We start from the raw sequence: 12,702 nt of genomic DNA, 5'->3' as shown, positions 1-12,702 counted from the left end.
GCGGTCGTTTCGTTTCCCTGTTCTGGACGCATTACGAAAGTCGATGAAGCCGATGTCCAGCCTGATCCTTGGCGCACCGTTCGACGGTTGGCTCTCCCCGCTTGACGATGTTCCCGATGCGGTCTTTGCCCAGCGCCTGCTGGGCGACGGGCTGGCGATCGATCCGCTGGACGCGACGCTGCATGCCCCGGCCGATGCCACGGTGGTTTCCGTGCACGCTGCCGGCCATGCCGTGACCCTGCGCTTTGCCGGCGGGGTGGAGGCCTTGATGCACATCGGCCTGGAAACCGTGCGGTTGGGTGGCGAAGGTTTTACCGCGCACGTTCGTGCCGGAGACCGCGTGGCTGCCGGCGACCGGCTGATCTCGGTGGACCTTGCCCATGTTGCCCCGCGGGTCAAAAGCCTGATAACGCCGCTGGTGCTGACCGAAACCGCCGGCCATGCCATCGTCCAGCGCGCCGCCACTGGCCGCGTCACCCTTGGCGCCCCGCTGCTGGTGCTGGCGCCCGAGCAGGCCGCCGCACCCGCTGGACCGGGCGAATTCGCCGCCACCGCGCGCACCACACTGCGCATTCCGCTGGCCCATGGCCTCCACGCCCGCCCCGCCGCCCGCCTGGCCGAACTGGCGCGCACGTTTGATGCCGAAGTGCGGATCGTGCCCGAAGCCACGCCGCAGGCAACGCCCGTGCGCCTGCGCAGCCCCAGCGCGGTGATGGCGCTCGGCCTGCGCCATGGCGATGCCATGGCCCTGCTGGCCAGCGGCCCGGCGGCGCAGGCGGCGATCGATGCCCTCGCCGAACTGATCGGCACGGGCATGGGCGAAGGCCGCCCGTTGCCCGATGCAGCGCCCGCGCCCGTTGTCGTCACGCCAAACGAGCCTGCCGTTGCCGCCCCCGCCGCGCTGCAACCGGGCGAACGGCTGCACGCGGTAACCGCGGCGGCCGGTTATGCCATTGGCGCGGCCGCCTGGCTGGAGCGGCCAGAACCGCCGCGCGCAGCGCATGGCCAGGGCGCTGACGCGGAAAGCGCCCGCTTTGCACGGGCCATCCAGACGCTTGGCGCCGATCTCGATCGCCGCGCCCAGGCCGATGCCAGCGGCGAACAGGCCGCCATTCTCGCCGCGCACCGCCTCTTGCTCGACGACGAAGACATCCTGGCCGATGTACATGCCGGAATCGCCCGTGGGCAAAGCGCCAGCCTGGCGTGGCAGCACGCGATGGAAACCCGCGCCGCCGCGCTGCGCGCCGCGCCCGATCCGCACATTGCCCAGCGCGCCGCCGATTTCATCGATCTGGAATGGCAGTTGCAGTGGCATCTGGCCGGCCAGGAACCGCCGGCCGCCACGCTGCCGGCCAACGCCATCATCATCGCGCCCGATCTGGTGCCTTCGCAAGTGGCGGCGCTGCCGGTGGGCCAGGTGGCGGGGATCGTCACGGCCCAGGGCGGTCCCACCTCGCACGTGGCGATCATTGCTGCCAGCAAGGGCATACCCGCGCTGGTCGCCGCCGGGCCGCGCGTGCTGGATATCGCGCCGGGCACGCCGCTGCTGCTCGACGCCACGGGCGCCATGCTGACCGTTTCGCCCGATGCGCCAACCTGGGCCGCTGCCCAGGCCGAAGCCGCCCGGCGCCAGGCGCGCAAGGCCGCCGCGCAAGCCGCGTCGGGCCTGGAGGGGCGCACCCGCGATGGCCAGCGGATCGAGGTTTGCGCCAACTTGGGCAAGCGTGCCGAAGCCGCGCCGGCCGTGGCCGCCGGGGCCGAAGGCTGCGGCCTGCTGCGCACCGAATTCCTGTTCCTCGATCGCGCCAGTGCGCCCGATGAAGACGAACAGGCCGACGATTACAGCGCCATTGCCCAGGCGCTGGATGGACGGCCGCTGATCATCCGCCTGCTCGATATCGGCGGCGACAAGCCCGCGCCCTATCTGCCCATGGCGGCAGAGGAAAACCCGGCGCTGGGCCTGCGCGGCATTCGCGTGGGGCTGGCGCGGCGCGATGTGCTGGTGCCGCAATTGCGCGCCGTGCTGCGCGCCGGTGCTTTTGGTGACGTGCGCGTGATGGCGCCGATGATCGCCCGCGTGGAAGAACTGCGCGCGGTGCGCGCCGCGCTGGACGGAGAGGCCGCGAGCCTGGGCCTGCCCACGGTGCCGCTCGGGGTGATGGTGGAAACGCCGGCCGCCGCGGTGATGGCCGATGCCCTGGCTGCGGAATGCGATTTCCTGTCGATCGGCACTAACGATCTCACGCAATATGCGCTGGCGATGGATCGCGGCAATCCGGCTGTGGCCGGCAGCATCGACGGGCTCGATCCCGCCGTGCTGCGCCTGGTCGGCCTGTGCTGCCAGGGCGCGGCGGCCCATGGCAAATGGGTCGGCGTGTGCGGCGGCCTCGCGTCCGATCCGCTCGCGGTGCCGATCCTCATCGGCTTGGGCGTGACCGAACTGTCTGCCGCGCCCGCGATGGTGCCGGAAATCAAGGCGCTGGTGCGGGCGCTGTCGGCGCAGGATTGCCGGGCCCTGGCCGAACAGGTGCTTGGCGTTGCCACCGCCGCGCAAGTGCGCGTGCTGGCGGCCCAGATGATCGAGGGAGTTGCCCTGTGACAAACGCCGTGACAAACGCCGTGACGAACGCGCTGCAACACCTGCAAAGCCTGGGCCGCGCCCTGATGCTGCCCATTGCCGTGCTGCCGGTGGCGGCGCTGCTGCTGCGGCTGGGCCAGCCCGATCTGCTCGGCCTCGATTTCGTCAGCGCGGCGGGCAATGCCATGTTTGCCAACCTGGGCCTGCTGTTTGCCATCGGCGTTGCCACCGGCTTTGCCAAGGATGGCAATGGCGCCGCCCCTCTTGCCGGCGTGGTCTGCTTCCTGGTGGCGAGCGAAGGCGCCAAGGCGCTGTTGCAGGTGCCGGCTGACGTGGCGCCGGGCCTGGCCGATGCCGCCCGCACCGCCGTGGTTGCGGCCTGGCGCAGCGCGCAAGTCGATCACGTCGCGGTGCCGCTCGGCATTGTTTCGGGCATTGTCGGCGGGCTGGGGTACAATCGCTTTTCCACGGTCAAGCCGCCCGAATACCTGGCGTTCTTCGGCGGGCGCCGCTTCGTGCCGATCGTCTCGGGCCTGGCAGGCCTGGCGCTGGCGGGCATTCTCGGCTCCAGCCTGACGGCAATCAACGCCGGCGCCAACGCCGCAAGCCAGGCCGCGCTGGCCAGCGGGGGGCTGGGCCTGTTCGTGTTCGGCGCGCTCAACCGCCTGCTGCTGGTGACCGGGCTGCACCACATCCTCAACAACATCGCCTGGTTCGTGCTGGGCGATTATCACGGCACCACAGGCGATCTGCGCCGCTTCTTCGCGGGCGACCCCACGGCCGGGGCCTTCATGAGCGGGTTCTTCCCGGTGATGATGTTCGGCCTGCCGGCCGCGTGCCTGGCCATGTATCATGCTGCCCGGCCCGAACGGCGCAAGGCCACCGGCGGCATGCTGCTCAGCCTTGCCGCCACCTCGTTCCTCACCGGGGTGACCGAGCCGATCGAATTCAGCTTCATGTTCCTGGCGCCGATCCTCTATCTGTTCCACGCCTTGCTGACGGGCGCCGCCATGGCGCTGATGGCGGCGCTGGGTGTGCACCTGGGCTTTGGCTTCTCGGCCGGGCTGTTCGACTACGCGCTCAATTTTTCCAAAGCGCAGAAGCCCTTGCTGTTGATCCCGGTTGGCCTGGCCTATGCCGCGATCTATTACGGCGTGTTCCGCTGGGCGATCGTGCGGTTCGATCTCAAGACGCCAGGCCGCGACGATGCACCACCTGCGTCCAGCGACGGCCCGGTTCCGGCCCGCGAACGCGGCCAGGCCTTCGTGCTGGCGCTGGGCGGCGCGGCCAACCTGGTGGAAGTGGGCGCCTGCACCACGCGGCTGCGGCTGGTCGTGGCAGATCAGGCCGGCGTGGACGAAGCGACGCTGCGCAGCCTGGGCGCCAAGGGCTTGATCCGCCCCTCCCCCCGCGCGCTGCAGGTGGTGCTGGGGCCGCAGGCAGACCAGGTGGCCGTGGAAATCCGCGCTGCCATGACCGCTCCGGGTTCAGCCACGGTGCCGGTGGCGCCGGTGGTCGAAACATTTGCCCACCGCATCGATCCGGCCGCGCTTCCTGCGAATCTGGCGGCCGCGCTGGGCGGTGCGGCAGTGCTGGCGCAGGCGCGTGCCGTGCATGGCCGCCTGCTGCTGCCCGCCGGAACTTTGCTCAACGAAACCGTGCTGGTGGGCCTGGGCGCGCGCGGCCTGGTGGCCACGCCGGCCGGCCCGCAAGTGCTGTTTGCCGAAGCAGACCTGGCCGGCTGGCGCGTCGCTCTTTAGGGCGTGTGGAGATTTAGCCACGCACCCTAGGCCGTGGCGCGGGCGTAGCGATCGCGCTTGGCCTGGATGGCGCGGCGCGCCTCCTGCAGGGCGCGTTCCTCGGTGGCGAACAGCAGGCCTTCGAGCACGGCAGACAGATGCGCGCGCATGGCGGCCCGGGCCGCGGCGGGATCGCGCGCGCGCAGCGCATCGAGAATGGCGGTGTGTTCTTCAACCACCGGCTTCACATTGGCGTGGCGCGCCTTTTCATGCATCAGCGCCGCTTCGGGCGATGACGCGCGCAGCGCCCACAGGTTCTCCACCGCCTTGAGGACCGCGGTGTTGCGGGTGGCGCGGGCAATGGCCAGGTGAAACGCGCGGTCCGCCTGCTCGGTGCCGTTGGGATCGAGGTTCTCGGCGGCGATTTCGTGCACCAGGCGCTCGATCGTGGCGATGTCCTCATCCGTGACTTGCGTGGCCGCCAGGGCCGCCGCCTCGCCTTCGAACAGCAGGCGCGCCTCGGTCACTTCGAACGCGGTGGCGTTGAAGCCGGGCTTGTCCTCGTCTCCGGGCAGGCGCAGCACATAGGCGCCCGATCCGATGCGCACTTCCACCAGCCCCTGCACTTCAAGCGCAATGATCGCTTCGCGCACGGTGGGGCGACTGACGCTGAAACGCGCAGCCAGGTCGCGCTCGGCCGGCAGGCGCGTGCCGGGGGGATAGCGGCCGCTGGCGAGTTCCTCGATCAGCAGGCGGGCCAGATCCTGATAGAGCCGATCGTTGCCCTTGGCGGCCTGCGTGTCTTCACCTTGTGCCATTACGCTGTTGTTCGCCTTTCGCATCCCGGCAAACCGGCATGACCACTATATTGACAATCGACAGGCCGAATTGGTCGATCAATCCGGTCCTACCACATCCGCTTGGCGATGCGCTAGGGCCGTTCACCGCGGCTCGCGCAGCAAGCGCCACAGCACTGCGGCGGCGGCCAGGTCCAATCCGGCCAGCGCCACGAACAGCGGGTCATAGCCCAGCACGTCCGCGCTCTGGCCAATCAGCAGGGTGAACAGCATGCCGCCGATCCAGGCGGCAGAGCCGGCCATGCCGCTTGCCGTGCCCACCGCGCGCGGCGGAAACACGTCGGCGCACAAAGTGATCAGCGCACCGCTGAGCAACTGGTGGGCAAAGCCGCCCACGCAGAACAGGGCGATCGCCATGCCCGGCGATCCCGCCAGGCCGATGCAGGCCGGCCCCACCATGCACAGCGCGCCCAGCGTCATGGTGATCTTGCGCGATGGCACCAGGCCCGCGCCCCGGCGCATCAGCCAGGCCGGCAATACACCCGCGGCCAGGCTGCCCATGTCCGCCGCCAGGAACGGCAACCAGCTCCACACGGCAATGGCTTTGAGATCAAGCTTCCACACCGCGACCAGGTAAAGCGGGATGAAGAAGTTGAAGGTCTGCCACGCCGGTTCGGACAGGAAGCGCGGCACCGCAATGCCCCAGAACGCGCGGGTGCGCAGCACTTGCCCGCGCGAGGCGTCGCTGCCCGCCACCACCGGCGGTTGCCCGGCCACGATCAGCGCGCGCTCTGCATCCGAAAGGCGCGGATGATCGGCCGGGCTGCGATAGCCCCACCACCACAGCGCCGCCCAGGCCAGGCTGAGCACGCCCGTTGCCAGGAACGCCGCCTGCCAGTTCCACGCCAGGATGCAGAACGCCACCAGCGGCGGGGCAATCATGTTCCCCAGGCTCGTGCCCATCTGGAACACGCCGGTGGCCAGCGGCCGCTCTCGCGCGGGAAACCATTCCGACACCGCCTTGGCCCCGGCGGGAATGGCCGCTGCCTCGGTCGCGCCCAGGGCGCCGCGAAACAGCGCCAGGCTCTGCCATCCCGTGGCCAGGCCATGCGCCATGTTGGCCAGGCCCCAGCCCACGGCAAAGACCATGAAGCCCACCCGCGTGCCCAGCGCATCGAGCACCGCGCCCGCCACGCTCTGCATCACGGTATAGCTGCCCTGGAACGCCAGCACGACCCAGCTGTACTGCTCGGTGGTCATGCCGAATTCGGCCTTGAGCGTGGGCGCGGCCACCGACAGCGTCGAGCGTGCCAGGTAATTGAGAATGGTGCCCAGCGTGACCAGGCCGATGATGCGCCAACGCAGCGCCGGCTTTGTGAACAGCGAACGCAGCATCGGTCAGCGCGTCCGCGCCAGATCGATCAGCGAGACCCGCGCCGGCCCGGTGCCGGCGGCAAAGTCCAGCGTCACATCGCCACGCGCCTTGATCGTGAAGCTGTGTGCTTCGGCCCGTCCGTCACTGGTTGGGCCGTCGCTTGCCGGGATCGCCGGCTGGAAATCCTGCAACACCGGCTTGCCATCCACCTTGACGGTGAACGTGCCGGGCCGGGTCGTGGCCGCGCTGGCGAACCACAAGGTCAGCTTGTAGGTGCCGGGCCGGGCCGGCAGGCGATAGGTGAAGGTGCCTTCGCGATAGCTGGCCATCGCATCGCGTTCGGCGCTGCCGGCAATCGGCGTGGCGCGCGCCGGGCGGCCATAATCGGCCGGAACGTCGAGCGAGGCCGCCGCGCCGCCTTCCACCCACTTGTCGGACCCCAGCAAGCGCGGCGCGCCCGATGCGTCCCGCCCGGCGCCGGCCACCAGTGCCCCGGCATCGATCAGCAGCCGATCGGCATTCTGGGCCGGCAGGGCAAGGCTCGCGGTGTCCTGCGTGGCGGCCATGGTGCCGGTGCCCCGCGCCACCAGGGCATTGGCCCCCGCGTCTAGCGCCACGGCCGGCCACACGCAGACCTTTTGCGGGCAATCGCGCCGCACGCCCAGCGAACGCCCGTTGAGCAGCAATTCGGTTTCGGGCAGGTTGCTGTAGACCTTGATGTCGTTCAGCCGATAGGCGCGCGTGTCATACCGCTTGCCGGTGATGTACACCATCGGCGCCGGGTTCCAGTTGGCCTTGTAGAAATACCAGGCATCCTTGCGGGTATGGTGGTCATAGGCGACCAGGCCCTTGGTATTGATATCCTGCGCGTCGCCTTCGTTGCGGATCGTGGTGGCAAAGTCGAACGCGTTCCACAGCCAGGTGGCATAGAGCCAGGGCCGCGCTTCCAACTGCGCCAGCGCGGTTTCGTGGATATAGCTTTCGTATTCCTCGGGCTGGGCACGGCCACGCGAATCCGGGCGCCCTGCGGTCACATCGTCGGTGTGAATGCTCAGCGCGCCGCCCGCGCCATATTCGGTCACGGCCAGCGGCTGGCTGGGCCGCGCCGCGTGGATGCGGTCGAGCGCGCCGCCCAGGTCGCCGGGCTTGCCGAAGTACCACCCGAAATAGCGGTTCGCCCCGCCCAGGTCGGCAGCGGTGGCGGTGATCGGGATGCTCACCCCCGGCGCGAACAGGTTGCCTTCGCAGCAGGTGGCAAGCGCGGTGGGGCGCGAAGGGTCCTGCTGCTTGGCCAGGGCGTTCAACTGGTGCAGCAGCGGCATGGGATCGGGCACCGCGCCATCCTTGCCCCCGGTCAGGAAGATCGGCAGCGAGTTGCCGAAATCGACTTCGTTGGCAATGCCCCACATGCCGACCGAGGCATGGTTGAAGTTCTGGTGGATCAATTCGGTCAACTGCTGCCGGGCATTGGCGACCAGCGCCGGATCGGGCTCCATCTTGCCGCCCAGGGTCCACGACGAGACCAGCGGGATTTCGTCCCACACCACCAGGCCCACCCGGTCGGCGATCTCGTGAATGGCCTGGCCGTGCTGGTAATGCGTGAGGCGAATGGAGTTTGCCCCCATCTCGCGCAAGGTGGCCACGTCTTCCTCGATGTCGGCCCGGCTCAGCGCCCAGCCCTTGCCATCGCGATCCTGGTGATAGCCCACCCCGTGCAGGCGATAGGGCTGGCCGTTGAGCAGAAAGCCGCGGTCGGGATCGACCACCATGGTGCGCAAGCCATAGGCCTGCTCGATCCGGTCGAGCGGCCGGCCGGCTGCATCGCGCAGTTCGGCCACCAGGCGATAAAGGTAGGGATCGCTGGTTCCCTGCCACAAGTGCGGCGCCACCACGCGCAAGCTGGCGGAAGCTTCGCCGGTGGTGCCCGCCATCAGCGTGGCAGGAACATCGGCGCTGGCCGCGATCGCGCCGGCGCGATCGACCAGGGCAAGGTGGAGCGTGGCCGCAGCCTTGGCCCGCGTGGCGTTGGCCAGGCGGGCGCGTACGGCAACCGTTGCCGCGCCATCGGCGCCGATCGCGGTCGTGGCATAGACGCCCGGCCCACCCGAATCGGCCAGATCGAAATGCACCGGCGCGGTCGAAACCAGGCGAACCGGGCGATAGAGCCCGCCATGGACGAAGAAGTCACCCACCAGCGGCAGCACATCGGCGGTAGAGTTGCCGGCGGCGGGCTGGGTGTTATCGACCCGCACCACCAGCACATTGTCCTGCCCCGGAAGCAAGGCCGCGCTGGCGTCAAGCCGGAAGCGCGAGAAGCCGCCGCGGTGCTCACCCAGCAGGCGCCCGTTCAGCCACACTTGCGCAGTGCGGCTGGCCGCGTCGAATTCCAGCCAGTTGCTGCGCCCGGCAAGGTTGGCAGGCGCGATAAAATGCAGGCGGTACCACCCGATGCCCTGGCGCTTGGCCACGCTCTCGGCGCGATTGGTGCCGCCTGCGCCGGTGCGATAATATCCCACGCGGTTCCACGTGTGCGGCACGCTCACCGTCGCCCAGGATGCATCGGGGAAAGCCACGGCCGCAGCGTCGGGCGCGTCCCCGTCAAAGAACCGCCATCCCTGCTCGAGCGCGATCTCGGCGCGCGGCTCGGCCACGCCCGGCGCCTGCGGCGCGGCCCGGGCAGGCACGGTGCAAAGGGCCGCAAGCGACACCGCCAGCAGGGCCGATGCGCGCCAACGCGGCATCAGACCGCAACCGTCGATCTGCGCCCGATGGCGCGTGAGGCGTTCGTTCATGGTATCTCCCAGAGCGGCGCCGCCTTGGCACGGTCACCGTCATAATTGGTCTGGCCGATATTAGGCAGGGCGAGCGCGTGAAGACAAGCTAAATCCTTGCTGGCCCATCTTTCGCGGCGCGCGCACGGCTCTGGCGCAAGAATCTCTGACCAATTCGGAAAAATTGGCTTGACAGCGCAAGCCAATTTGTGGATTCGGCCTGACCAATGCCCAAAAAAGCACAACGGGAGGATACCATGTCTGTTTCCAGGCTTCTTACGTCCGCAGGCGCCCTTGCCATCACCGCATGCCTCGCACCGGCTGCCGCCCTTGCCCAGAACGCCGCAGAACCGGCCACTGCCGCCGCGCCGCAACCGGCCAATGCCGCGCCGACCGAAGGCCTCGCTGAAATCGTCGTGACCGCGCAAAAGCGCGCGCAGAACCTGCAGGACGTGCCCGTGGCGGTCACCGCGTTGAGCGCCGACACCCTGGTCAGCCACAACGTTTCAACCGTCGCCGATCTTCCCCGGCTGGCACCCAGCCTGACGCTGACGCAGGGCAACGTGCCCACCAACAACTCGATCAACCTGCGCGGTATCGGCACGGTGGCCTTCAGCACCGCGATCGAGCCTTCGGTGGCAGTGATCGTCGATGACGTGGCCCTGCTCCAGCAGGCCCAGGCCTTTTCAGGCTTGAGCGATGTCGAGCGGATCGAAGTGCTGCGCGGCCCGCAAGGCACCTTGTTCGGCAAGAATGCATCAGCCGGCGCAATCAACATCGTCTCCAAGGCCGCCACCGACACGCTGACCGGATCGATTACCGGCACCGCCACGACCGACGAGGAATACCGCCTCGACGCCTCGCTGTCCGGCCCCCTGGCCCAGGGCGTGGGCTTTCGCATCAACGGTTTCGTGGGCGATCGCAAGGGCTATATCCGCAACCTGCAAGACGGATCGAAGCTTAACAACGACAAGAGCTTCGGCCTGCGCGGGCGCCTCGATCTCGATCCTGCCGCCGGCGTCAAGGTCAACCTCATCGCCAGCCATTCGGAAAGCGAAAGCAACGGCTTTGCCCGCACCTTCCGCGCCGTGCCGGCCGGTGCCGCCATTTTCGGCACCCCGGTTGCGCCCAGCGTTGTGGGCATCACGCCGGGCACCGACAACTATTCCGTGCGCCTGGACAAGCCGCTGTTCAACAAGAGCATGCAGACCACGGTTTCGGGCCGCGCCAGCTTCGACCTGGGCTTTGCCAACCTGGTTTCGGTCACCAGCTACCAGGACTGGAAGTTCCGCTTCAACGAGGACTTCGACTATACGATCTCCAACGTGCTGGGCATTCCCGGCGGGATCGTGGCGGGTAGCACCTATCACGCCACGCAGTTCGCGCAGGAACTCCGCCTCGTTTCGCCCGGCCAGCGCCGGCTGACTTATGTGCTCGGCCTGTTCTATGCCGACGGCAAGACCGATCGCACTTTCGCGCGTGGCCCGTCCGGCCCGGTCGTGGCCGGCTGGACTTCGCGCAGCGGCACCCGCAGCTATGCCGCGTTCGGGCAGGCGACCTATGACATTGCCCAGGGCACCCACTTCGATTTGGGCCTGCGCCTCAACCACGAAAAGATCTCGGCCGACTTCCTCAACACGGTGACGCCAGCCACCATCCCTGCCAACAACGCGACCTGCCTGTCGACCTGTTCGGGCAAGTCCGACGACACCGCGCTGACCTGGAAAGGCGCGCTGCGCCAGGACCTGACGCGATCGGTCATGGCCTATGCCTCCTATGCCCGCGGCTACAAGGGCCAAGGGTTCGATATCAGCACCGGCTTCACCCCGCGTCGCGCCGCCAATCCGGTGCGCCCGGAAAAGTCCGATGCCTATGAACTGGGGCTCAAGTCCCGCTTCCTGGACAACAGGGTCCAGCTCAATGTCGCCGCGTTCTGGAGCAATTTCCGCGACTTCCAGGCCCAGTCGGGCGTTCTGCTGCCCGACAACACGATCCAGTTGACGCTCAACAACGTGGGCCGCGTGCGCACCCGCGGCGTGGAAGTGGAACTGAACACGCGGCCAATGCCGCAACTCACCATCGACGGTGCGTTCAGCTATACCGACACCCGCATTCTCGAATATTCCGGTGCGCAGTGCTACACCGGGCAGACCGTGGGCTGCTACGATTTGGATGGCAGCGGCCCATCGACCACCACCGGCCAGAACCTTGCCGGCAAGGGCCTGCCCAATGCGCCCAAGGTCAAGTTCAACATCGGCGGAAACTACAAGATCCTGCTGCCCAGCCTGCCCTTCGATGCCTTCGTGCAGGCGGACTATTCCTATCAAAGCAAAGTCAACTTCGACCTGCTCGGCAACCCGGCCACGGTGCAGGCGGGCTATGGCATCGTCAACGCCAGCCTGGGCATCGACCAGAACGACCGCGGCGGACTGCGCGTGACGCTGTTCGTCAACAATCTGTTCGACAAGCATTACGCCTCGAACGTGTCGATTGCCTCGGGCGGCAGCGCGGGCCTGCTGGCCCAGTCGCTCGATCGCAACTCGCGGCGCTACTTCGGCCTGCGCGCGCGCTATCAGTTCTGAAAACGAACGCAGCCGGCAGGCCCAGGCCTGCCGGCTGCGTGTTGCCGGGACGGGAACGGCAAGCGGTCAGCCCAGGTGGTCCACCTCGTGCGCGCCCGCTTCGGGCAGATGCGCAAGGATCGCGTCAGCCTCTGGCCGGTCGAGCCAGTCGGGGCTCACCGCCAGGAACCGCACGCTGTGATCGGGCGCGATGATCACCACGGCAGGTTCGGTCATTTCATAGCTGTTCGTGCCCAGCGTCGCGCCGATCCAGGATTCGCCCGGCGCCACTTCGGGCTGCTCTTCGGGATAGAACGTGATGCCCAGTTGCCGCGCCAGGGCATAGCCAGGATCGGCAAAGGTGGGAAACCGCAGGCCATGGCGCTGTGTCGGGCCGGGATCGACCGGGTTCTGTGCGCTGACCGCCAGCAGGGAAATGCCCGCCGCATGCAGCGCCGGCCACAAGGTTTCGTCATAATAGGGCAGCGCGATGTTGCATGCCGGGCACCCGCCAAAGCGGAAGAACACCAGCACTGCCGGCCCGTGGGCCAGGAGTTCGCTGCTGGCGTGGGCTCTGCCGTTCGCGTCCACCAGCGTGAAAGGCGCCAGCCGCGTGCCGGGCGCGGGGTGGGCCGCCGGATCGTGCCGCTCCACCAGCACGCGGCGCTGATAGGCGTTGCGGGCCAGCTGCTCGGGCGCCCAGGTGCGCGCGCGCTCGGCCGCCAAATCGGCAAAGCGTCCAGCAAGACTCTTGTGGGCAAGGCTGGTGGTCTGGGTCATGGCGGGCGCTCCTTGGGCAGTGTCACCTTGGGCGTAACCTGCCCCCGGCACGCCGACCATCGAGATCGGCGCGCCCGCGCATGAGAGTTTGCAATATCACA

At 68.4% G+C, this 12,702-nt stretch carries 7 protein-coding genes; 3 read left to right on the top strand and 4 right to left on the bottom strand.

Annotation, left to right across the window (positions count from 1 at the left end; all coding sequences use genetic code 11):
- The first annotated feature begins 43 nt into the window (after positions 1–43).
- Both ptsP and nagE read left to right on the top strand, forming a co-directional pair.
- Positions 44–2,599, top strand: coding sequence for a phosphoenolpyruvate--protein phosphotransferase (ptsP, locus tag FHW94_RS17405; protein WP_348981787.1), 2,556 nt, complete (start codon positions 44–46; stop codon positions 2,597–2,599).
- A 20-nt stretch (positions 2,600–2,619) separates the two neighbouring features.
- Positions 2,620–4,338 carry an N-acetylglucosamine-specific PTS transporter subunit IIBC gene (gene nagE, locus FHW94_RS17400; protein WP_168557292.1) on the top strand — a complete coding sequence of 573 codons (1,719 nt, stop codon included), beginning with the start codon at positions 2,620–2,622 and terminating at the stop codon, positions 4,336–4,338.
- 26 nt (positions 4,339–4,364) lie between these two features.
- Here nagE and FHW94_RS17395 read toward each other — a convergent pair whose 3' ends face one another.
- The 3 genes from FHW94_RS17395 to FHW94_RS17385 all read right to left on the bottom strand — a co-directional run bounded on the left by FHW94_RS17395 (position 4,365) and on the right by FHW94_RS17385 (position 9,281).
- Positions 4,365–5,135: a FadR/GntR family transcriptional regulator gene (locus FHW94_RS17395; RefSeq protein ID WP_168557095.1), complete on the bottom strand. Its 771-nt coding sequence runs from the start codon at positions 5,133–5,135 to the stop codon at positions 4,365–4,367.
- A 123-nt stretch (positions 5,136–5,258) separates the two neighbouring features.
- A complete protein-coding gene (locus FHW94_RS17390) occupies positions 5,259–6,509 on the bottom strand; it encodes an MFS transporter (RefSeq protein WP_168557094.1) in 1,251 nt (416 codons plus the stop codon).
- Positions 6,510–6,512: 3 nt separating this feature from the next.
- A complete protein-coding gene (locus tag FHW94_RS17385) occupies positions 6,513–9,281 on the bottom strand; it encodes a glycoside hydrolase family 2 TIM barrel-domain containing protein (RefSeq protein WP_246866229.1) in 2,769 nt (922 codons plus the stop codon).
- A gap of 236 nt (positions 9,282–9,517) precedes the next feature.
- Here FHW94_RS17385 and FHW94_RS17380 point away from each other — a divergent pair, with 236 nt between their 5' ends.
- Positions 9,518–11,842 (top strand): TonB-dependent receptor, encoded by a 2,325-nt coding sequence (locus tag FHW94_RS17380; protein ID WP_168557093.1) that lies wholly within the window; start codon positions 9,518–9,520, stop codon positions 11,840–11,842.
- 66 nt (positions 11,843–11,908) lie between these two features.
- On the opposite strand, the gene FHW94_RS17375 is transcribed toward FHW94_RS17380, so the two are convergent.
- Positions 11,909–12,601, bottom strand: a complete 693-nt coding sequence (locus FHW94_RS17375; RefSeq protein WP_168557092.1) for a peroxiredoxin-like family protein — start codon at positions 12,599–12,601, stop codon at positions 11,909–11,911.
- Between the last annotated feature and the right edge of the window lie 101 nt (positions 12,602–12,702).

Origin of the sequence: Novosphingobium sp. SG720, from assembly GCF_012275365.1 — a bacterium.
Taxonomy (GTDB): domain Bacteria; phylum Pseudomonadota; class Alphaproteobacteria; order Sphingomonadales; family Sphingomonadaceae; genus Novosphingobium; species Novosphingobium rhizosphaerae.
Note: the sequence above shows the minus strand (reverse complement) of the source record. Positions and strands in the feature narration are given on the sequence as shown.